Origin of the sequence: Synechococcus sp. CCY9202, assembly GCF_034931685.1 — a bacterium.
Classification (GTDB): Bacteria; Cyanobacteriota; Cyanobacteriia; order PCC-6307; family Cyanobiaceae; genus CBW1002.
The window spans coordinates 1-20929 of record NZ_JAYGID010000003.1; the positions used below are offsets into that span (position 1 = coordinate 1).

General features: G+C 65.2%; 23 protein-coding genes and 1 pseudogene. 9 read left to right on the plus strand and 15 right to left on the minus strand.

The features are described from left to right. Positions 1-159: 159 nt before the first annotated feature. Positions 160-807 (minus strand): NAD(P)H-dependent oxidoreductase, encoded by a 648-nt coding sequence (locus tag VB777_RS00640; protein WP_197155922.1) that lies wholly within the window; start codon positions 805-807, stop codon positions 160-162. A gap of 38 nt (positions 808-845) precedes the next feature. On the opposite strand from VB777_RS00640, the gene VB777_RS00645 reads away from it, so the two are divergent. Further along, the gene (locus tag VB777_RS00645) at positions 846-1286 is read left to right on the plus strand and encodes a hypothetical protein (protein ID WP_197155921.1); all 441 of its coding nucleotides are present in this window, start codon (positions 846-848) and stop codon (positions 1284-1286) included. A gap of 16 nt (positions 1287-1302) precedes the next feature. Here VB777_RS00645 and VB777_RS00650 read toward each other — a convergent pair whose 3' ends face one another. Next, positions 1303-1578, minus strand: a complete 276-nt coding sequence (locus VB777_RS00650) for a DUF2103 domain-containing protein (RefSeq protein ID WP_197155920.1) — start codon at positions 1576-1578, stop codon at positions 1303-1305. 36 nt (positions 1579-1614) lie between these two features. Next, complete coding sequence (gene clpS / locus VB777_RS00655) at positions 1615-1920, minus strand: ATP-dependent Clp protease adapter ClpS (RefSeq protein WP_255518590.1); 306 nt, start codon at positions 1918-1920, stop codon at positions 1615-1617. Between the two features lie 261 nt (positions 1921-2181). On the opposite strand from clpS, the gene petN reads away from it, so the two are divergent. Both petN and VB777_RS00665 read left to right on the plus strand, forming a co-directional pair. Continuing rightward, positions 2182-2283 (plus strand): cytochrome b6-f complex subunit PetN, encoded by a 102-nt coding sequence (gene petN / locus VB777_RS00660; RefSeq protein ID WP_197159300.1) that lies wholly within the window; start codon positions 2182-2184, stop codon positions 2281-2283. A 307-nt stretch (positions 2284-2590) separates the two neighbouring features. Further along, positions 2591-3988: a hypothetical protein gene (locus VB777_RS00665; RefSeq protein WP_197170280.1), complete on the plus strand. Its 1398-nt coding sequence runs from the start codon at positions 2591-2593 to the stop codon at positions 3986-3988. On the opposite strand, the gene psb29 is transcribed toward VB777_RS00665, so the two are convergent. Further along, a complete protein-coding gene (gene psb29, locus VB777_RS00670) occupies positions 3951-4682 on the minus strand; it encodes a photosystem II biogenesis protein Psp29 (RefSeq protein ID WP_197155915.1) in 732 nt (243 codons plus the stop codon). The two genes, VB777_RS00665 and psb29, sit on opposite strands and share 38 nt — an antisense overlap. A 119-nt stretch (positions 4683-4801) precedes the next feature. Here psb29 and clpP point away from each other — a divergent pair. Beyond that, a pseudogene (gene clpP, locus VB777_RS00675) lies at positions 4802-5398 on the plus strand (ATP-dependent Clp endopeptidase proteolytic subunit ClpP); the annotation flags it as partial. Positions 5399-5633: 235 nt separating this feature from the next. On the opposite strand, the gene ftsH reads toward clpP, so the two are convergent. The 4 genes from ftsH to pyk form a co-directional block, all read right to left on the minus strand. Next, positions 5634-7616, minus strand: a complete 1983-nt coding sequence (gene ftsH / locus VB777_RS00680; RefSeq protein ID WP_323246405.1) for an ATP-dependent zinc metalloprotease FtsH — start codon at positions 7614-7616, stop codon at positions 5634-5636. A 101-nt stretch (positions 7617-7717) separates the two neighbouring features. After that, a complete protein-coding gene (locus VB777_RS00685) occupies positions 7718-7990 on the minus strand; it encodes a DUF1830 domain-containing protein (RefSeq protein ID WP_231597921.1) in 273 nt (90 codons plus the stop codon). A gap of 144 nt (positions 7991-8134) precedes the next feature. After that, entirely contained in the window at positions 8135-9364 is a 1230-nt protein-coding gene (locus VB777_RS00690) for an ABC transporter permease (RefSeq protein WP_197155907.1), read from the minus strand. A gap of 18 nt (positions 9365-9382) precedes the next feature. Next, positions 9383-11149: a pyruvate kinase gene (gene pyk / locus VB777_RS00695; RefSeq protein WP_323246407.1), complete on the minus strand. Its 1767-nt coding sequence runs from the start codon at positions 11147-11149 to the stop codon at positions 9383-9385. Between the two features lie 62 nt (positions 11150-11211). Here pyk and VB777_RS00700 point away from each other — a divergent pair, with 62 nt between their 5' ends. After that, positions 11212-11541, plus strand: a complete 330-nt coding sequence (locus VB777_RS00700; protein ID WP_197155905.1) for a nucleoside triphosphate pyrophosphohydrolase family protein — start codon at positions 11212-11214, stop codon at positions 11539-11541. Between the two features lie 40 nt (positions 11542-11581). Further along, the gene (locus VB777_RS00705; RefSeq protein ID WP_323246409.1) at positions 11582-12103 is read left to right on the plus strand and encodes a hypothetical protein; all 522 of its coding nucleotides are present in this window, start codon (positions 11582-11584) and stop codon (positions 12101-12103) included. Positions 12104-12113: 10 nt separating this feature from the next. Here the strand turns inward: VB777_RS00705 and VB777_RS00710 are convergent, their stop codons facing one another. From VB777_RS00710 to ilvA, 4 genes are all read right to left on the minus strand, one after another. Next, positions 12114-12602: a hemagglutinin gene (locus VB777_RS00710; protein WP_197155903.1), complete on the minus strand. Its 489-nt coding sequence runs from the start codon at positions 12600-12602 to the stop codon at positions 12114-12116. Further along, complete coding sequence (locus VB777_RS00715; RefSeq protein WP_197155902.1) at positions 12599-12895, minus strand: YggT family protein; 297 nt, start codon at positions 12893-12895, stop codon at positions 12599-12601. Before VB777_RS00715 ends, VB777_RS00710 begins: the two co-directional genes overlap by 4 nt. 24 nt (positions 12896-12919) lie before the next feature. After that, positions 12920-13468 (minus strand): SMC-Scp complex subunit ScpB, encoded by a 549-nt coding sequence (scpB, locus tag VB777_RS00720; RefSeq protein ID WP_197155901.1) that lies wholly within the window; start codon positions 13466-13468, stop codon positions 12920-12922. A gap of 104 nt (positions 13469-13572) precedes the next feature. Next, on the minus strand, positions 13573-15273 hold the full coding sequence (gene ilvA / locus VB777_RS00725; RefSeq protein ID WP_197155900.1) for a threonine ammonia-lyase, biosynthetic: 1701 nt from the start codon (positions 15271-15273) through the stop codon (positions 13573-13575). Positions 15274-15360: 87 nt separating this feature from the next. On the opposite strand from ilvA, the gene dxs reads away from it, so the two are divergent. After that, positions 15361-17280: a 1-deoxy-D-xylulose-5-phosphate synthase gene (gene dxs / locus VB777_RS00730; RefSeq protein ID WP_197155899.1), complete on the plus strand. Its 1920-nt coding sequence runs from the start codon at positions 15361-15363 to the stop codon at positions 17278-17280. Positions 17281-17308: 28 nt separating this feature from the next. Continuing rightward, entirely contained in the window at positions 17309-18508 is a 1200-nt protein-coding gene (locus VB777_RS00735) for an NAD(P)/FAD-dependent oxidoreductase (RefSeq protein ID WP_322758698.1), read from the plus strand. Between the two features lie 110 nt (positions 18509-18618). Here VB777_RS00735 and psaK read toward each other — a convergent pair whose 3' ends face one another. Genes psaK through VB777_RS00750 form a run of 3 tightly spaced genes read right to left on the minus strand, consistent with a single transcriptional unit; the run spans position 18619 to position 19629 of the window. Continuing rightward, complete coding sequence (gene psaK, locus VB777_RS00740) at positions 18619-18876, minus strand: photosystem I reaction center subunit PsaK (protein ID WP_197155898.1); 258 nt, start codon at positions 18874-18876, stop codon at positions 18619-18621. A gap of 55 nt (positions 18877-18931) precedes the next feature. Continuing rightward, the gene (locus VB777_RS00745) at positions 18932-19267 is read right to left on the minus strand and encodes a DUF3593 domain-containing protein (protein ID WP_197155897.1); all 336 of its coding nucleotides are present in this window, start codon (positions 19265-19267) and stop codon (positions 18932-18934) included. Next, positions 19264-19629: a DUF2499 domain-containing protein gene (locus tag VB777_RS00750; RefSeq protein ID WP_197170277.1), complete on the minus strand. Its 366-nt coding sequence runs from the start codon at positions 19627-19629 to the stop codon at positions 19264-19266. Before VB777_RS00750 ends, VB777_RS00745 begins: the two co-directional genes overlap by 4 nt. Before the next feature lie 56 nt (positions 19630-19685). Between VB777_RS00750 and csaB the strand changes: the two genes are divergently transcribed. After that, the gene (gene csaB, locus VB777_RS00755) at positions 19686-20726 is read left to right on the plus strand and encodes a polysaccharide pyruvyl transferase CsaB (RefSeq protein ID WP_323246416.1); all 1041 of its coding nucleotides are present in this window, start codon (positions 19686-19688) and stop codon (positions 20724-20726) included. Positions 20727-20929 lie beyond the last annotated feature (203 nt).

A 20929-nucleotide genomic window follows, 5' to 3' on the forward strand; every position in this document is an offset into this window, starting at 1 on the left:
AGCTTTGCAACTCTTTGCTGTTCGTCCCAGAAACCTCGCTGGCCCATGGAAAGTATGTAATCTTGAAGCCTTAGTATAATTCAATTCGGTCGCTATCAAGCGGTCTTGCGATTTTTCGAGGTGCCCTGAAATCAAGAGGCTGAGAACGGTTCACCGCGTTCAGAGTCGCTCGATCAGGCTGCTGCCGCGATAGCGCACCTTGGCCAGCCTGGCGTACTTGTCGTCTGGCTGGCGATAGCCAGCCGCGCAGACCACACAGGAGCGGTAGCCACTGGTCTCCAGATCCAGGATGCGGTCGTAGTCCGTGGGGCTGAAGCCTTCGATCGGACAGGTGTCCACCCCCAGCAGGGCAGAGGCGGTCATGAAGGTTCCCAGGGCGATGTAGACCTGATTGCTGGCCCAGCGTTCGATCTGCTCGCTGCGGGGCCCGTCGACCAGATCCTTCTGCATCATTTCTCGATAAAACGCCAGCTGTTCCACCGGGACGCCGCGCACTTCGCTGGTCCGTTGAATCAGTCGGTCCAGTTCCGCGGCTCCGATGGTCTGCTGGCGCAGGAACACAACAAGGTGGGAGCAGTCGGTGACCTGACTCTGATCCCAGGAGTGGGGGCGCAACTGCAGGCGCAAGCCCGGATCTGTGATCACCAGGAATTTCCAGGGCTGCAGCCCGTAGCTGGACGGGCTCAGCACCAGAGTCTGCTCAAGAGCAGCCCAGGTCTGGGCGTCGATGCGGCGGGACCGATCAAAGACTTTTGTGGCATAGCGCCAGTTCAGGGCCTGCAGGAGCTCAGACGGGGGCAGGGACATTGGGTAGGAGGGCAGCAACCCTCACCGCGTGGTTGGTGATGGGCCGCATCATTCTGAGGGTCGAATCCCGGAGTGTGGTGATGGGTGAGTTCCAGAACGCGTTCAATCAGTTGCTTGGCCTGGCTCCCGGGCCTGTCTTCCCCAGGGCTCGTCAGCTCTACCTGCGGAAGTACTGCCTCGAGGGCCGTGAAGCTGTTGGCCGATTCCGTACCTTTCTGCTGGAGGAGGAGATCCAGGAGAGCAATGAGGGGGTGGTGCGGGTGCGGGCCCTTGCTTTTGCGGTGGTGCACTGGCAGGCAGCCCAGCTGCCTCTGGCCAGCTACAGCGCCTATCTGGCGGAGCAGTGGCAGATCGAGCCCCAGCAGCTGCAGCTGGTGGAGGCGGAGTGGTTCCGGCAGGGAGGTGCCTATGCCCGCTTCACGGCGCCGGCGGTGTTTGAACGCAGCAGCAGCGGTGAGCTGCTGATGGCGGATGGCTGACGGTTCCCGGCAGGTTTCAGGCCGTCAGGCTGTCGAGGGCCTCCTGGAGACGTTCGCGACTCCAGCTGGTGACCACAAACACCTCCTGGGCCGTGCTGCCGCGGCGGGCCACCAGCTTGTGCCCCCCCGTGATCGGCGTTGAGACCCGCAGGCGCAGCAAAGGGCTTCGCCCCCGTACGCGGCTGATCACCGCCGGGGTGATCGTGTCGATGCCCGGCTGGCGGGCCAGTTGTCGCAGCAGCGGGACCAGCCCTTCCACATAGGTGCTGTGGGTGATCACCACGCGGCCCATGGCTTGATCCCTCCGGAATGATTTCAGTCCCCAGCGTCAGTCCCGTTGCAATGGGGCCATGGTGAGGCCCTCGGCGGCGAGCAGCTGGTGGTAGAGCTCCGCCTGCTCCAGGGGACCAGTCCAGACCACCGCCGAACCCTCACCGTCGATCCGGTGCGCCAGGTCCCAGGCTCGATCGGTGAGCATGCCGGGAATGTGACGCACCAGGCACTCCACCACGTGCTGGAAGGTATTGATGTCGTCGTCGAGCACAACCACCCGCGCTTCGGGGTAGGGAGCCCGCTCCAGCAGCGTGGCTGATCGTGTTGCCGTGCCGGGAGTCGTGACGGTGGCACGGGTCAGACCGAGGGGCAAGGCGGAACCGTCAGACGAAGGAGAGCCGAGGGACGAAGGGGAACCGTGGGCCATGGAACGAGCGGGAGGAGACGGCAGGGCCCCTGACGCGGGCCGGAGACGTGACGACGGGTCGGCCGGACCGAGCAAATCGGCTGGACCGATGGCAGCGTGGGAGTCGAACCCCATTGTGGGGCGCGAGTGCGCCGAGCTGTGCCGGTGGCCTGCCCCATGTCTGGCTACAGTGGGATGACGACAATTCCTGATCCGATGCTGATCACCCTGGGCTGGGCTTCGCTTGCTGCCATCTTCAGCTTCTCGATCGCCATGGTGGTGTGGGGTCGCAATGGCGACGGCACCTTGAATTTCTGAAACTCTCCCTCCACATCCCGTGCCTGAAGCGACCTTCGGCGGCTCCAATCTGCTGGCGCTGACCGCCGTGGTTCTGTTGCTCTTTGTGAGCGTTGGGGTGATCTATCTCTCGGCGATTGAGTGGCGCGACCGTCGCCGGCGTTACGCTCACGAACGCGTTCAGGCTAGTCAAGACAGAAGGGGAGGCGTCAAAGGCAAGTCTGCGGCTGCCCCAGCACGATCGGCTTCCCCGAAGCCACCACGGTGACACCTTCGCTATGGCAGCGTGCCCGCAGACCAAGCCAGCCGTAGACCAAGCCAGCGCCTGATGGACCGGCTTCCCTTGCTGGCCCGTTACCCATGGGTCCGGCCTCAATCTCCCCGGATTCCTCTACGGATCACAGCACTGACCCTGTTGCTGCTGATCCTGTTACCTGTCTGGCAGCTGCAGCGTCAGCCCCGTCCCCGTGCCCAGGGGCTCGAGCGGGTGATGGCCCTTGCTGCCCTGATCCAGAGTTTTTCAGCCACTCCCCAGCGGCCTGTGCCGACCCTCTGGCAGGAGCGGCTTGGCAAGCCCTTGGCCGAGCGTGTCTGGCGGCAGCAGCGCACTCCCTGGTGGCAGCTCTGGAGCCGCAATGGTGACGGTGGCGTGGTGCTGGCCCTGCCGGCTGCAGCCCTTGCTGGGATCCCGACTGCGTCCAGACCGGCTCAGATGCTGGTGGTGGACGATCTTCTGTTGCTCGCGCCCGATCCCCTCACACGTCAGTGGCTGAGCCAGCAGCTGAGCAGCCGTCCCCGCCCCCTGCGGGGTCTGGAGAGGGTCTGCCTTCAGCGACTGGAAACCTCCCAGGCTGTCTTCTGGACTCCCACCGCCCTGGCGGAGATCGCTGGACCCGTGGCTCCGCTGCTGCAGCGCTTTCAGGAGGGCTGTCTGAATCTCAACCTGGCTGGAGCCGGCCTGGCATGGAGTGGAGAGGCTGCGGCGGCGACAGGGCTGCTCTCAGGTCCCGGTTCTGTGGTGGCCGCCAGCGCGGAGCGCGGCCCAGCAACTCCCCTTCCCCTCGCCTCGGACGTGCTGCTGGAATTGCGGGGCTCGTCCCTCGATCTGGTGCTGCAGTCCCTGCTGGCACGGCAACTGATCCGGGATCCGCTGGCCGCTCGTTATGGCATGGGCCCGGCCCAGTTACCACTCTTGCGTCAGGCTCCCTTCCGTCTGCGGGTCCGTCCTCTCGCCTCAGGCCCCTTCCAGGCCGCCCTGGAACTGCAGCTGGCGGTTGGGTCCGATCGCAAGGCCTGGATCACGATCCTGTCTGCCCTGCGGAGCGCTCTGGAAGAGCAAGGGCTGCAGATCATGGCCACCGCAACGGCCGACCCACTCCCCACGGCCACCTGGACCCGAGAGGATGGGGTGGTGATCGGAGGCTGGCGCTGGGTGAGTGTGCGCGGTGCGGCTCCCGAGCTGCAGTTCTTTCTTGGCCCGCTGCCTAAGACGGCCGTCCAGGAGTCCGCACTGGCGGAGGCCCTGCCCCCTGAGGCCAGACGTCTCAGCCAGCTGAGCCTGCGTCTGCAACCTGCCGAGCTGGAGGAACGAGGGTTGCTTCCTCCTGCATTACCGGCCGTGATCCGCTCGGCCAGTCGACTGGAAGTGACCGCCTTGGCAGATCAGGCGGGACGCAACCCAGATCCCCTCAGCCTGCTGACGGGACACCTTGATCTGAACCCTTGACCTCACTGGCGATCTCTCGCTCCTGCTCCGTGGCGATTGCCTGGCGTTCACGGCGACGCCGATCGGCAGCGACGGTCTCCTCCATCAGCTCGACCGCCTGGGCCATCTTTTCGAGGTTGCTGGTGTAGAGCGTCAGGTCCTTGTCGAGGCGCTCACGCAAGAGGCCCATGGCCTCTCCCACATCGTGGGCTGACTGGCGCAGGGCCTGGGGATCCAGGGACTCGGCTCCGCGAGCCTTCTCCAGCAGGCTCAGCAGACCGACGGCCATCAGGCGGGAGTAATGGAAATCGGCACGCTTCACATTGGCCAGCACCGTGGCGACCGGCTCGGGGGCTCCGGCACCCTGCTGTTCGATCCATTGCTTGACCTCGTCGACACTGTGCTCGCCCATGGCGGCCATGGCGCCATCGCGGAGCTCGCGCAGGCGGGTGGCGTCGAAGCCCGAAGAGGTGCAGAGGGCCTCCAGGAGTCTGTCGCGCTGTTCAGGGGGCCGGTACCCCTTGGAGAAGCCGTCAAACACCTGCATCAGCCCGGCGGCAAACAGGGAATCGGCCTGAAATCCTTTCTGCCGGCTGAGCAGATGCAGCTCCACCAGCAGTTCGTCCACCATGCGCCGGTAGAGGGGTGCGATCACATGGGGGAAGGCGCGATGAAAGACGCGCTTGCTATCGGCGACGGTGAGGCAGGCGCTCACGCTCCTCGGGCAGTGTGGTTCTGACCATAGCGCTGCTGCCTGCGGGGCCCGGATCTGTTCGTGCTTTGCCGATTCCGTTGCCACTCCTGGATCAGTAGGATCGCGCCAGCCATCGTTCCCAGCCCATGATCCCGATCGTGATCGAAGAGTCGGGACGGGGAGAGCGCGCCTTTGACATCTACTCGCGCCTGTTGCGCGAGCGGATCATCTTCCTTGGCGAACCCGTCACGGCCGAATCTGCCAACCGTGTGGTGGCCCAGCTTCTGTTCCTCGAAGCCGAGGACCCGGACAAGGACATTTTCCTCTACATCAACTCTCCAGGAGGTTCCGTCTACGATGGCCTCGGCATCTTCGACACGATGCAGCACATCAAACCAGATGTGCAGACCGTGTGTCTTGGCCTGGCGGCCTCGATGGGTGCGTTCCTGCTCTGCGCTGGCACCAAGGGCAAGCGCAGCAGCCTCACCCATTCCAGGATCATGATTCACCAGCCCCTGGGTGGTGCCCGCGGCCAGGCCAGTGACATCCGGATTCAGGCGGATGAAATTCTTTATCTCAAAATGAAGCTCAACCAGGAGCTTTCCGATCGCACAGGCCAGCCCCTCCCCCGCATTGAGGAAGACACGGATCGCGATTTCTTCATGTCTCCAGCCGAGGCTGTCGACTATGGCCTGATCGACAAGGTCATTGACAAGCGCCCAGTCCGTGCCCTCTGAGCCCTGTTTACGGCGATGGGTCCTGCTTCCCGCTCAGCTCGCTGCCCTGAAGATCCTGCTTCGAGATTCGCCCTGAGTCGTTGAGTCACTCTGCGTCTCTACGACGCTGTACTGAACACAGGGCTTCTTCCACCCAATCGCAACGAAAAAGCCCGCCATATGGCGGGCTTTTTATGGGTGACGTTCAAATTCTGATGTCGCTGAGCTGGTCCTCAAAGGCAGCCGCCGAAAATGCTCATGCCTGAACAGCTGGTTCCGGCTCAATACCTCCAGGGCTAGAAGCGCTGTCCTGGTTTAGAGCCTCGCTCTGCAGCAGTGGAGAGAAGCGCTCTTTCTCGGGAATCTGAGCAAATTCCGAAACGATGGCACGGAACTCGTCACCATTGAGGGATTCTTTTTCGATCAGAAGTTCAACCACTCGATCCATGCAGTCACGGTGCTGGGCCACCAAGGCCACCGTTTCGGCGTAAGCCGTCTGCACGATCTGGCGAACGGCGTCATCGATCTTGCTGGCCAGCCGATCGGAGCCGTCATTGCGGGTCATCAGGTCACGGCCCAGGAATACCTCCTGATTACCGGCCTCAAACGACACCTGGCCCAGATCACTCATGCCGAAGCGGGTCACCATCTGGCGGGCGATGGAGGCCACCTGCTGAATATCACCACCGGCTCCCGTGGTGACCTCCGAGTGGCCGAACACCACATCCTCTGCGGCTCGACCACCCAGGGCCCCCATGATGCGGGCCCGCAGCTGTGCCCTGCTCACCAGCATCTGCTCCTCATCTGGAGAGAACCAGGTGAGCCCCTGGGCCTGACCGCGAGGGATCAGGGTGACCTTCTGCACGGGGTCATGGGCTTTGACAAGGGTTCCCACCAAGGCATGGCCAACTTCGTGGTAGGCAATCAGCCGTTTGCTGCGCCCATCGGTGAGTGGTTTGCCCTCCATACCGGCAATCACCCGATCAACAGCGTCGTCAATCTCGGCGAGGCCGGTGGCCTGTTTGCGGCGACGGGCCGTCAGGATGGCAGCCTCATTGAGCAGATTTGCGAGATCAGCGCCGGAGAAGCCGGGGGTGCGGCGGGCAATGGTCTCAAGACTGACATCATCGGCGAGGGTTTTGTCGCGGCAGTGAACCTTCAGCACAGCGAGACGACCTTTGATGTCAGGGACATCCACCTGAACCTGACGGTCGAAGCGACCCGGTCGCATCAGGGCTGAATCGAGGACATCCGCTCGGTTGGTGGCAGCGATGATGATGATGCCGCTGTTCCCCTCAAAGCCGTCCATCTCAGTGAGCAGCTGGTTGAGGGTCTGCTCCCGCTCGTCGTTGCCGCCTCCGATGCCGGCGCCGCGCTGACGACCCACCGCATCGATCTCGTCGATAAAGATCAGACACGGACTGTTTTCCTTGGCGCGCTTGAAGAGGTCACGCACACGGCTGGCTCCGACGCCAACGAACATCTCGACGAACTCGGATCCTGAAAGCGAGAAGAACGGCACGCCTGCCTCCCCAGCGATCGCCTTGGCGAGCAGAGTTTTGCCGGTGCCGGGAGGGCCCACCAGAAGCACACCCTTGGGAATCTTGGCCCCGACCGAGGTGAAGCGTTCAGGGGTCTTCAGAAAGGTCACGACCTCCTGGAGATCCTGTTTGGCTTCTTCCACACCGGCCACATCGTCGAATTTGACGCCGGTTTCGGCTTCCATGGCGAAACGGGCTTTGGTCTTGCCGAACTGCATCGCCTGGCCAGGACCACCAGGCATGCCCGAGGAGCGACGGGCCAGGAAGATCAGCGAGCCGATCAGGAGGAGCGGAAAGAGCAGATTGCCGAGCAGGCCCAGAACAGGAGGAGCATTCTTTGGAGGATGAATGTCAAAGCTGATGCCTTGCTCCTTGAGCTTGTTCACCAGCTCAGGTGCCACCCCGGGCAGATCAACCCTGAGGCGCTGAACCCTGTTGTCAAGGTCGGGGTCAACAGCTTCGATCACGGCACTGCGGCCTCCATCAAAAATGTCGACGGCCGTCACACGACCGGCATCGACATAGTCGAGAAACCGCCCATAACTCATGCGGGCCACCGCCGTGTTTCGGGGTGCCGCTGCGGTGCCATCGGGCTGGAGCCGGGAAGTGACCCCGCTGCCAAGCAGTTGCCAGGCGAGAAAGCCGGCCACAGCCAGCGGTAGCAGCCAGAGAGCGATCAGACGCCAGCGCTGGTTCATACCTGAGAGTAATTCTTACCAACTGTAACGCTGCGACAGCGCCAACTGGAGAAAGTTCTTCAAATGCTCCTTGCCACCGCGTGGCCAGCGCTGAGGCTGGATCAGCCGGTCTGAAGCCAGGGGGTGGGCGCGGGGGTCAGGTTCATGGTGGTTGGGCTGAAGGGCTGTTCGATCAGCAGTTCACGACCCTGAAGACGCTCCAGAAGTTCCGGTCCCCCGAGCCCATGGGTCCAGATTTCCACGTCGCCCTCGGGGGGGCAGTGAAAGCTGAGCAGCTCAAAGGGGAACACCACGCGTTCCAGGTAAAACTGATCCGGTCCACAGCAGCGCACGATCACCATGCGCTCTGTGGTGTTGCGATATCCGCAGGACATCAGTTCCAAGGCCAGAGACAGGTGGGATTCTTGGAACCATCAACCCATTAACCCCGTCTCGGTTTGGTGACCATGGCCACGCTTTTTCGGGTTTAACAGTTTCTTCGGTCTTGATCGGGCATCCGCGGGGTTGGCAGGGGAGCCCTACAGACTGCGAAGCGCCACGATCGGATCCAGCCGTGCTGCCCGCCTGGCCGGGACGACGCCGAAGAACAGGCCGATTGATCCCGACAACCCCACGGTGATCAGCACCGTTCCAGCGCCCACAGCCGCCGGTAGGGGTGTGAAGGTTGCCACCGCGGCCACCGCCGCCAGTCCCACGGCACTGCCGATCACGCCGCCGAGGCTGGAGAGCACCAGGGATTCCACCAGAAACTGACGCAGCACGTCGCTGCTGCGAGCACCCAGCGCCTTGCGCAGGCCGATCTCCTGGGTGCGTTCGCTGACCGACACCAACATGATGTTCATGATGCCGATGCCGCCCACGAGCAGAGAGACGGCCCCGATCGCCGCCAGCATCAGGGTCAGCCCACCAGTGATCGTGCTCACGATCGTCAGGGCATCCTTCTGGGTGCGCACGGCGAAGTCGTCCTCCCGCAGCAGGCGGTGGCGCTGGCGCAGCAGGTTGGTGATCTGAAACTTGGCGGCGTTGATGCTGTCGTCGTCGCGGGCTTCCACGCTGATGAAGTTGAGACTCACTCCATAGGTGGGATCACGGCCGCTCAGTTTGCTCACCATGGTGGTCAGGGGTACGTAGGCGGCTTCGTCCTGATTGGAGCCGAACACGGCCCCCTTGGCCCCCAGAACGCCGATCACCTCAAACGACTGATCGCGGATGCGCAGTTGACGGCCGATCGCGCCTCCGGTGGGCAGGAGCTTGTCACGCAGATCGGGGCCGATCACGGCCACATTGCGTGCGGAGCTCAGATCGCCGCTGTTGAAGAACCGGCCCTGGGCGAGATCAAAGCTGCGTACGGTCAGGAATTCCGGCGTCACCCCCGACACAGACGCGGAGGTGCTCAGACCGCCTGCCTGGATGACTTCGCTGAGGGTGATCTGGGGGGCGACCCGCCGCACGCTCGGCACCTGGGAGGCGATCGCTTCGGCATCCTCCAGCACCAGCGTTTTGGGGAAGTCGATGCCCTGGCGACGGGTGTCGTTATTGCCCGGCACCACAAACAGCACGTTGGCTCCGAGGGTGCTGAGCTGGCCTTCGGCCAGGTTCTGGGCTCCCTGACCCACCCCCACCAGGCTGATCACCGAGGCGTTGCCGATCACGATGCCGAGCATGGTGAGCAGGCTGCGCAGCCGGTTGGAGCGCAGGGTGGTGAGCGCCATCCCGACCGTTTCGGCCAGCGGAAGTCTCGAGGCCATGGAGGGAATGCAGCCGACCTACAGGATGGACCGATAGCCGTCGGCGTTGTGGCTGCGGGCACCGCGGTGCACCAGCCCCTCCGGCACATCAAGGGTGACGATCTCCCCCTGTCGCAGATCCTTGGTGGCATTGGCCACACCCACAATCGCCGGGATGCCGATCCGCTCGGCGATCACGGCGGCATGGCTGTCGCTCCCCACCGTTTCGGTGATCATCCCCTTGGCCTTGCGGATCGCGTCCACATAGGCGGCGGAGGTTTCCGGCACCACCAGGATTTCACCCACCTGCAGCATGGCGGCCTCTTCCGGGGTTCTGGCCAGCCGCACCCGGCCACTCACCGAGCCGCCACCGACGCCGGTGCCCCTGCCCAGCACCGCCGAGACGATCCCCACCTTGATGAAGTCGGTGGAGCCACTGATGCCGGCCAGGGTGCCGGCGGTCTGGACCACCAGATCACCATCACTGAGCAGACCCATCTCGCGGGCGATGCCCATCGCCATGCTGAAGGTGCTGGTGCTGGAGTTCTGTTCCTTCACCAGCAGGGGCGTCACGCCCCAGACCAATTGCAGTTGCCGCGCCACCATCACGTCGCCGGTGATCGCCAGGATCGGCGTGCTCGGCCTGAACTTGCTGACATTGCGGGCCGTGGCGCCGCTTTTGGTGAGCGTCAGGATGGCGGAAGCACCCAGCTGACGGGCGATGCTGCTCACCCCCTGGCTGATGGCGTTGGGGATGGTGTTGGCCAGATGGCTGTCGAGGGTGCGGCGCGGGTAATCGCGCTCGATGCGGCGGGCGATCTGATCCATGGTGGCCACCGCCTCCACCGGAAAGTCCCCCACGGCGGTCTCGTTGGAGAGCATCACCGCATCGGTGCCGTCGAGGATGGCATTGGCCACATCGCTCACCTCGGCGCGGGTGGGCCGGGGGCTGGAGGCCATCGAATCGAGCATCTGGGTGGCCGTGATGATCGGGATGCCGAGGCTGTTGGCCTTGCGGATCAGCTCCTTCTGCAGCAACGGCACTTCCTCGGCCGGCATCTCCACACCGAGATCACCACGGGCCACCATCACCCCGTCGCAGAGGGGAAGGATGGCGTCGATCTGATCGATCGCCTCGAACTTCTCGATCTTCGCCACCACCGGCGTGTTGTGACCCTGGCTGTGGATCAGATCGCGGATCTCCTGCATGTCGGAGGGGTTGCGCACAAAGCTCAGCGCCACCCAGTCGACGCCCTGTTGCAGCCCGAAGGTCAGATCTTCGCGATCCTTGTCGGTGAGGGCCCGGATCGAAAGCTGCACATCCGGGAAGTTCACCCCCTTGTTGTTGGAGAGAACCCCGCCCACGGTGACGCTGCAGTGAAGGGTCTGCTGGGGCTCATCCACTTCCTCCACCAGCATCTCGACCCGGCCGTCATCCAGGAGGATGCGACTGCCGCAGGGCACTTCATCGGCGAGTTTGTTGTAGGTCACCGTGGCGATGGTCTGGTCGCAGCTCACATCCCTGGAGGTGAGACTGAAGCGATCACCGTTTGCCAACGTGATCGGGCCGCCAACGAACCGCCCCAGACGGATCTTCGGACCCTGCAGATCCTGAAGGATGCCGATGTTGGCTCCCATCTGATGCGCCACCTGCCGGATGGTGGCGATCCGGGTGGCATGGTCGGCGTGATCGCCGTGGGAAAAATTGAGCCGGAAGGTGGTGGCGCCGGCTTCGATCAGTTGCCTGAGCCGTTCCGGCGATTCGGTGGCGGGCCCGATGGTGGCCACGATCTTGGTGCGACGCATGGGACCGGACAGAACCATCGGTGACAGCCGGAAACTACCATCCAACCTGACGATCTCCAGTCATGGATTTGCGCAGCTATCAGCAGCGCTCGCGGGCCACGGCCCGTTACCCCGATGCTGGTGCCAATCCGATCTATCCCACCCTCGGCCTCTGCGGGGAGGCCGGCGAGGTGGCCGACAAGGTCAAGAAGGTGCTGCGGGATCGCGGTGGCGTGTTCGACGCCGCCGTGCGGGAGGGCCTCAAGGCGGAGCTGGGGGATGTTCTGTGGTACGTGGCTCAACTGGCCACCGAACTGGATTTCGATCTGGAGGAGGTGGCCACCGCCAATCTCGCCAAACTGGCCAGCCGGGCAGCCCGCGACGTGATCGGCGGCAGCGGCGACGATCGCTAGGGCGGATTCGGTAGACCGGAAGGCAGTTTGCGTCTCTGCCATGCACCGCGTCCTGGCGGCGTCCTGGGAAACGTCCTTGCGCGTCCTGCGGCATGCTTTGGTCGTGGGGCTGCTGCTGGGCTCATTGCTGGGGGGGATCGCCCCTGCGCTGGCGGCCGAGCTGGGCGTGCGCGAGGTGGTTCTGGAGCCCTGCCCCCGCAGTGATGTGGGTGCCCAGCCGGAGCAGGGACGCAGCGGCACAGCCAGTTGTTACGCGTTGCGGGGCGTGGTGGCAAACCCCAGCCGTCGGGCGGTGGTGGATACGGATGTCTACGCCGTGATTCTCGATGCCAGTGGCGAGCCGGTGCTCCAGAACCGCACCCGGGTGGGCTCGATCGGTGATGTGCCGTCCGGCGACTCCGCCTTCGCTCTGCGTCTGGCTGTGCCGGCTGGAACCCCTGGCCCGCTGCAGGTTCGCCATGTCAAGGCGCGGGGATTCAGCGCGCCCGTGCGGCGGCGTGCGGGTGAGAACGATGAACTGCTGCCGCTTGAGCAGGCCCTGGATCCTGTCGACCCTGCCTGAGTGTTGCTGCTCAGGGGTGGTCGCGGTGGATATGGCCATCGCGCCAGCTCCAGATCCACGGACTCAAGGCCAGCAGTTCCTGAAGATCCTGCCGCTGCCGCAGGCTCAACGGGATGAATTCAGTGGCGTAGCTGAACTGGGGATCCCGCACCGACTGGTTCAGCACGATGCTGCCCTCTTCCCCCGAAAACGAGCGATGCAGGGTGCCGATCGGGATCTGCAGGGCACCCATGGCCCGCTGCAGATGCACGACATGGTGCGGCTGATCCCAGGAGGGGTTGAGCAGCACGAAGGTGCGGCTGCCACTGAGCACCAGGTTGTGATCCACCTGATGCTGGTGCCGGTAGAACTGAAAAAAGTCCTCGTCGTCGGGGGGAGAGACAGCCGGACCCTCGTGGACCACCACGTCGGTGCCATTGCTGTGGGGAACGCTGGCATCGAAGAAGGTCACCAGCGGGGTGTGCCGGAAGACGTGGATCGGAACGAAGGTGAGGGTCATCCGTACATCGACGCCTGGGCCATCAGCGAGGCGCTGGCACCGCCCAGCAGGCTCTGGAGCAGTTGCAGGGCGATGAAGGCCAGAATCGCCGACAGGTCGAGGCCACCCAGGGGTGGGATCAGGCCCCGGAAGGCATTGAGGTAGGGATCGGTGATCGAGCTCACGGTGGAGAGCAGCGGGTTGCTCCAGTCCAGGTTGGGGAACCAGCTCAGCAGGACCCGCACCAGCAGGATCAGCGTGTAGATCTCAAGGGTTCTGGCCAGAACGGCCAGCAGCAGGCTGAGGATTTCCATGGGTCGGGTGCCGTCGGCTCGACTCTATGCAGCCTTCTGATCCGGAGCCCGATCCGGAGACGGTGGGGATTCCCCGTTCGCCGCTCCCTGCTCGTCGGCCCGGGCCGGCAGCACGGCGAAGGTACGGTGAAACTTCTCGCTCAGGCTGATCCAGTAGGAGCGTCCATCACTCTGGCGTTTCCGTTCAATGAAATTCTGAGCGAGCAGTTCCTTGATGTGGTCGTAGGCGCCGGAGCCACGCAGCTCCACCAGATCGGACTGCAGCAGTCGCTTCTTCAGCGCGATCGTGGCCAGGGTACGCAGGGCGGCGGTGGACAGGTCCACCGGCAGAAGGCTCTGGACCAGATCGCCGAGGCTGTCCTTGAGCTGCAGCCCGTAGTGCTTGCCCTCCTGGCGGATCTCGAGGGCCGTATCACGATGGGCGTAATCGGCGATCAGGGCGATGAGGCCCAGTTCGGTCTCTTCTGGGGTGGTGGCCGCGATTGCGGCCAGTTCCACCAGGCTGAGGGGGCGCCCCTTCAGATAGAGGATCGCCTCGAGGCGTGCCGGCAGGGAGAGGGTGTCTCGGGCCATCGACGCGAGAGCAGGGGGGAAAGGGCGGCGCTGCGGGCGTCACCGAAACCTAGCGGAGCTGGCAAGGCCAGCTCTGGCGGCCGATTGCACGATCTCGGCATGGCCTATTCGCCGGCCGTGGGCTGCTCCAGCCTGTTGGGAGGTTGATCGGCTCCCAGGAACAATCGGTAGGCGGGATTGCCCGTCTCGTTCCAGTGGCGATAGGCCAGGCCTGCCAGAAACTGCTCCCAGGCCGCCTGCTCGTTCGGAGGCACCTGCAGACCCACCACGATCCGCCCCACGTCGGCGCCCTGGTTGCGGTAGTGAAAGATGCTGATGTTCCAGCTGGCATGGAGTGCCTGCACGAAGGTCATCAGGGCACCCGGTTTTTCCGGGAACTCAAAGCGGTAGAGCAGTTCTTCGCTCTGGGCGGCGGCGGCTACGGCACCGGCGGGCAGGCGTCCACCCACCATGTGGCGCAGGTGCAGCTTGGCCAGTTCGTTGTCCGAGAGATCGAGGCAGGCGAACCCGCCGCTTCGCAGTTCCCCGATCAGCTGCCGGGTGTCGCGGTGGCCGCGGATCTGGACCCCGATGAAGATGTGCGCCACCCGGGGATCGGCCATGCGATAGCTGAATTCGGTGAGGCTGCGCCCCCCCAGGAGCTCACAGAACTGACGCAGGCTGCCGGGCCGCTCCGGAATCTCCACGGCCAGCATCGCTTCGCGCTCCTCGCCCAGTTCGGCCCGTTCCGCCACGAAGCGGAGTCGATCAAAGTTCATGTTGGCGCCGCAGGCCACTGCCACCAGGGTCCGCCCTTTCAGGCCCCGCCGTGCCACGTCGGCCTTCATGCCGGCCACCGCCAGGGCTCCGGCCGGCTCGAGGATCGAGCGGGTGTCCTCGAACACGTCCTTGATCGCGGCGCAGATCTCGTCGGTGCCCACGGTCACCATCGCATCCACGTATCGCTGCGCCAGCGCGAAGGTGTGCAGCCCCACCTGCCGCACCGCCACCCCATCGGCGAACAGGCCGACCTGCTCCAGGATGACCCGCTCCCCGCAAGCCAGGGAGCGGGTCATCGCATCGGCGTCGGTGGGTTCCACGCCGATCACCTCCACAGCGGGCCAGAGGCTTTTCACATAGGCGGCGATGCCGCCGATCAGGCCGCCGCCACCCACTGCCACGTAGATGGCATCGGGGGGTGAGGAGCACTGCCGCAGGATTTCAAAGGCGATCGTGCCCTGGCCGGCGATCACCTCCGGATCGTCGAAAGGGTGGATGAACGTGAGTCCGCGCTCGATCTCCAGCCGCCGGGCTTCCGCGCAGGCCGCGTCGTAGTTGTCGCCATGCAGCACCACCTCGGCGCCTCGGGCCGCCACGGCCCGCACCTTCATCTCCGGTGTGGTGACCGGCATCACGATCACCGCGGTGCAGCCGAGCTTGCGGGCCCCGAGGGCCACGCCCTGGGCATGGTTGCCGGCGCTGGCGGCGATCACCCCCCGTTCCAGCTCGGCGGCAGAGAGCGACGCCATCTTGTTGTAGGCGCCCCGCAGCTTGAAGCTGAACACCGGCTGCAGGTCTTCGCGCTTGAGCAGCACGGTGTTCTCAAGCCGGCCCGAAAGGTTGGGGGCCGCATCGAGTGGCGTTTCGATAGCCACGTCGTAGACGCGCGCCCGCAGGATGCGTTGCAGGTAACTGCTCGCTTCGGGCAACGGCTCGTCCCTGCCGTTGGCATCGCTGCCGAAGGCCTGCCCGTCGGTGGTCGGCCCGCAGCTGGTCTGGGACGCGACGGCGCGGGATGAAGGGGCGCTGGAGCGTGGGTCGATCATGGGCGTCAGTGTCGCAACCCCCTGTAGCGGATGTCGCCGTCCCCCGGGAACGACCACCTAGATTGACCTCCACGAGAGAGCCAGGGCATGCATCTCAGCGAGCTGAGTCACCCCAATCAATTGCATGGGCTCAGCACCGCTGACCTTGAGGCGATCGCACGACAGATCCGGGAGCGCCACCTGGAGGTGGTGTCCACCAGCGGCGGCCACCTCGGTCCTGGACTTGGCGTGGTGGAACTCACCCTGGCCCTCTATCAGACCCTCGACCTTGATGAGGACCGGGTCGTGTGGGACGTGGGCCATCAGGCCTACCCGCACAAACTGATCACCGGCCGCTACAACGATTTCGACAGCCTGCGCCAGAAGAGCGGGGTGGCCGGTTATCTGAAGCGCAGCGAGAGCCGCTTCGACCACTTCGGTGCCGGCCACGCCTCCACCTCGATCTCGGCTGCCCTGGGCATGGCCCTGGCGCGAGATCGCCGTGGCGAGGATTTCAAATGTGTGGCCGTGATCGGTGATGGCGCCCTCACCGGTGGCATGGCCCTGGAGGCGATCAACCACGCCGGCCATCTCCCCCGCACCCGATTGCTGGTGGTGCTGAACGACAACGACATGTCGATCAGCCCGCCGGTGGGGGCTCTCTCCACCTACCTCAACCGCATGCGGCTGAGCCCGCCGGTGCAGTTCCTCTCCGGCAACGCCGAGGAGGCCATCCGCCATCTGCCCTTCCTGCATGGCGAGCTGCCCCCGGAGCTGGAGCGCATCAAGGAGGGCATGCGCCGCCTGGCCGTTCCCAAGGTGGGTGCCGTCTTCGAGGAACTGGGTTTCACCTACATCGGCCCGATCGACGGCCACAACATCCCCGAGATGGTGCGCACCTTCGAGCTGGCTCATCGCACTGAAGGCCCCGTGCTGGTGCACGTGGCCACCACCAAGGGCAAAGGCTATCCCTATGCCGAAGCCGATCAGGTGGCCTATCACGCCCAGTCGGCCTTTGACCTTAAAACCGGCAAGGCCTATCCCTCCAGCAAGCCGAAGCCGCCCAGTTACAGCAAGGTCTTCGGTCAGACCCTGGTCAAGATCTGTGAGCAGGATCCGCGGGTGGTGGGAATCACCGCCGCCATGGCCACGGGCACCGGGCTGGATCTGCTCGAGAAGGCCCTGCCCAAGCAATACATCGATGTCGGCATCGCCGAGCAACACGCCGTCACCATGGCGGCCGGCATGGCCTGCGAGGGGCTGCGGCCGGTTGTGGCGATCTACAGCACCTTCCTGCAGCGCGCCTATGACCAGCTGATCCACGATGTGGGCATCCAGAACCTGCCGGTCACCTTTGTGATGGACCGGGCCGGCATCGTCGGAGCCGACGGCCCCACCCATCAGGGCCAGTACGACATCAGCTACCTGCGTGCCGTGCCCAACTTCACGGTGATGGCTCCGAAGGATGAAGCCGAACTGCAGCGCATGTTGGTGACCTCCATCCACCACACCGGCCCCTGCGCGATTCGCATCCCTCGCGGTGAAGGCGAGGGGGCTCCGCTGATGGAAGAGGGCTGGGAGCCTCTGGAGATCGGCCGGGGTGAACTGCTCACCGATGGCGACGACCTGCTGATCGTGGCCTATGGAGCCATGGTGGCGCCAGCCATGGCCACCGCCGGTCTGTTGCAGGAGAAGGGAATCCGGGCCGCCGTGGTCAATGCCCGTTTCCTTCGCCCCCTTGATGAAGCCTTGATCCTGCCGCTGGCTCGCCGCATCGGTCGGGTGGTGACCATGGAGGAGGGTGCCCTGCCCGGTGGCTTCGGTGCGGCCGTGGTCGAGAGTCTCAACGATCACGATGTGCTGGTACCGGTGCTGCGCCTCGGCATTCCTGACGTGCTGGTGGATCACGCCACCCCGGAGCAGAGCAAGCTGACCCTGGGTCTGACGCCACCCCAGATGGCGGAGCGGATCCAGCAGCGCTTTGCGGGCGTCTTCGTGACCGCGGAACGCCAGGCGCTTCCGGTCTGAGCCGGGTGCATCACAGAACAGCTGTGCCGTGATCGACGGCGAGCATCTCACCTGCGACGTGCTGATCGTTGGAGCAGGGCCGTCTGGGGGCCACCTGGCCCGGCTGCTCGCGAGCCACGGTGTGGATGTGCTGCTGGTGGATCAGCTGCCCGATCTGAGGCGGGCGGCCTTCAGCAGTGCTGCCCTGCCGATCGAGGCTGTGGCATCGTTTGGCCTGCCGGCTGAAGTCGTGGCCAGCCGCTGGCGCAGCTGGCAGTTGATCGGTCCAGCCCAGGCCTCGCGCCACTGGAGCTCGGCCGTGCCCCTGGGGGTCGTGCTCGACTTCGGCGCCCTGCGGCTCTGGTTGGCGGAGCAGTGCCGCTGCTGGGGGGGACGCGTCGAGCTGGGCCTTCGGGCCCTTGGCTGTCAGGAGGTGTCTGGTGGTCTGCTCACCCACCTGCGCCGCAGTGATGGTTGCCCTGTGGTTGTGCGCAGCAGCTGGGTGGTGGATGCCAGCGGCCAGGGGCGCGCCCTGCTAGGCGATCCGTCAGAGCTGGTGGTGGGGCGTGGCGTGGAATGGCTGCTGCAGGTGGATCCTTCGCCGGCGCAACGCTGGGCCGATCAACTCACCTTCCTGCTCGGCAGCGACTGGGTGCCTCAGGGCTACGGCTGGGTGTTCCCGATGCAATGCGGCCGGCTGAAGCTGGGGGTCTGCCGCCTGGATCAGCCGCTCTGTGCCTCCTCCTCCAGCCGCCAGCGTCCCCTTGGGCCTGATCTGCAGACCCTGCTGTGCCGCCTGGATCTGGACGGTGCCCGGGTGCTGGACCGCCACGGCGGCCTGATTCGCAGCCGTATCGATCGCCGTGAGCCCCATGGCCGCGGGCGCCTGATCGGCCTGGGTGATGCGGTGAGCACCGCCAACCTGCTCGGTGGTGAGGGGATTCGCCATGCGCTGGCCAGCGCTGGCCTGCTGGCGCCGCTGCTGTTGCAGGAGCGTGATCCTGATCGTCTGCGGCGGCGCTACCAGCGGCAGCTGAGCAGGCACTTCGGCTGGCGCTGGCCCCTGAGTGGCCGGCTGGCACGGCGCACCTGGCTGGCGTTGCGGGATCGCCGTGCTGATCACCGTCTGGAGAGGTTGCTGGCCGGCCTCGAGACCTGCGAGGCCGCCGATCTTTCCGCCCTGCTGTTCGACTACCGCTTTGAGCGGTATGGCCTGCGGGCGTTGCCCTATCTGCTGGGCTGGCGCTGACGACGTCGACGTCTGGCTGGATTCCGTCTCGGTCTGGTTCCCATCAAAAATGCGGTCCCTTGGGACCGCAGGCAGGCCAGGTCTCTGGCCTGCGATCTCTATCGGCGGGTTCAGACCACGCCGCGGGAGGCCAATCCGAGGATGGCGCCGATGCCGAAGATGTGACCCAGGCTGGTGGTGGCCAGCAGGGAGGCATGGCTCATGCCGCCGAACATGGCGGAGTTGGGCAGTTGGGCGCCCACATTGGGCTGTTGGATGGTGGCCTTGCCGATCGCGATGGCGATCACGTTGCAGACGATCATCACCAGGGCCACTTTCGGGGACCAGGAGATAGAGGCAGGGGCCAGAGCCAGAAGCGGAGCGATCATGAAGCAAAAGCCGACGACCCATCTTCCGGGCAGCGCGGCCTTCAGCCGATTCCCCTTAAGACTTGTTCATGCCGCCGGCGCTGCCTTGGCGGACGCTGCCCACGCCGGCGAAGCCCAGCAGCACCAGCAGGTTGCTGATCGTGAGGAAGCTCTCAGCCCCGCCGTGGAGCAGGTCGACGTTGGCGAGCTGGTCGCCGAAGCGCACCTGGGCGATCACCGCCGCCACGATCGTGATCGCCACGAACAGAAGCGTGGCCTGGAAGCCGCGCAGGGCCAGGCGCGGGAATCCACGGATCCTTGACGCCCACCAGAGAAAGGCCAGATAGGGCAGCAGGGAGAGCACGAACAGGGGTGCCGGATCGATACGGGCCAGCAGGGTCAGAACGCTCATGGCTGGCTGGTCGGCAGGGTGGGGCTGATGACGGTTCCGGGGGGTGAGACGTCGGCGGCACTGGCCGGCAGGGGCTGGTGGCGCCAGAGATTCCAGGCCGCCAGCGCCAGGGCGGAATTACCGAGGGCGGTGCATCCCGCCTGAAAGACCACCAGCCCATCCAGGGCCGGGGTGTTGTCGAACAGGTGCCAGGTGCAGGCCGCCATGGCGCTCACCAGGGCCGGCAGCATCGCCAGTGCCAGCCAGCGCCAGCCCCCCTCCTGGCGGCGACGTCCCCAGACCACCACCGCCACGATCGCCGCCATCCACTCCAGCACCGAGGTGATGTGGATCCACCAGGTGGGCAGGGACAGGGCATGCATGGCAAGGGAGCCCGCGGTGATCCGTAATGTACGGAGCCTGCCCGGGTGCGTGTTCCATGCAGGCCCTGCTCTGCGGTTATTACGGCGAGCACAACCTCGGCGACGACGCCCTGCTTCAGGCCCTGCTGGCCCAGCTTCCCTCGGGTTGGAGCGCCCTGGTCACCGCCCACGACGAAGCCGAGGTTCAGCATCGATTCGGTGTGAAGACGGTGCAGCGCCGGGGGGTGGCGGGGGTGCTGCGGGCCTTGGATCGCTGCGATGCCCTGGTGTTCGGCGGCGGCAGCCTGCTGCAGGACTCCACCAGCTTTCGCAGCCTTCTGTATTACGCCGCTCTGATCCTCAAGGCCCGCTGGCAGGGGAAACCGGTGATCCTCTGGGGTCAGGGCCTTGGACCCCTGCGCCGCCGTCGCAGTCGCGCCCTGGTGGGGTTGGTCCTGCCCAGGGCCACGGCGATCAGCTGGCGAGACCCGGACTCCGCCAGCCTGGCCAGACGCTTGGGTGCCAAGGGTCTGGTGGGCAGCGACCCGGTCTGGGGCCTGGCGGTCACAGCTCCTTCTGCGTCTCCGCAGGAGCGGCCGATCGTGCTCTGCTGGCGACCAGTGGCGCAGCTGCGGGGCGAGGCCTGGCGGCCCTACCTCGAGGCAGCCGCGGCCCTGGCCCTCTCGGCCGATCGCACCGTGCTGTGGATGCCATTTCACCGGCACCAGGACCAGGGCCTGCTGGCCCGTCTTGAGGCTGAAGGATTGGTGCCGCCAGCCTTGCTGGAGCGCAGCCGCGAGCTGACGGTGCGCTGTCCAGAGGAGGCGATGGCCGTGTTCGCCCAGGCCGGTCTGGTGATTGCCATGCGCCTGCATGGACTGATCCTGGCTGCCCTGTCCGGAGCTCCCTGTGCGGCTCTCAGCTATGACCCCAAGGTGGCCGTTGCCGCAGCGGCGATCGGTTGTACTTGTCAGGATCTGGCTGATCTGCCCGACTCTGCTGCCCTTCTCGCCTCCTGGCGCGCCGTGCTGGATGTGCCGATGGAGCGCGAGCGCATCGAAGCTCAGCGCGCTGACGCAGCTGTTCACCAGCAGCTCCTGGTCGAGGCCCTCCACTGAATCGCGAGTGGCATGGCTGCTGACACGAGCGGATTGTCAGGGGCGTTTCAGCCTGCAATCCTCCAGGCTGGTCTCCTAGGAGTTTGCTGAAAAACCCCGCCACCTCTGCGAGAATGGGCCAACTGCCCCAGGTTTGATGCGAGGTCAGCAGGAGCGCAGCGGCTCCTTGTTCTCCTACGTCTCGATCGAGGAGCGGATCCCGG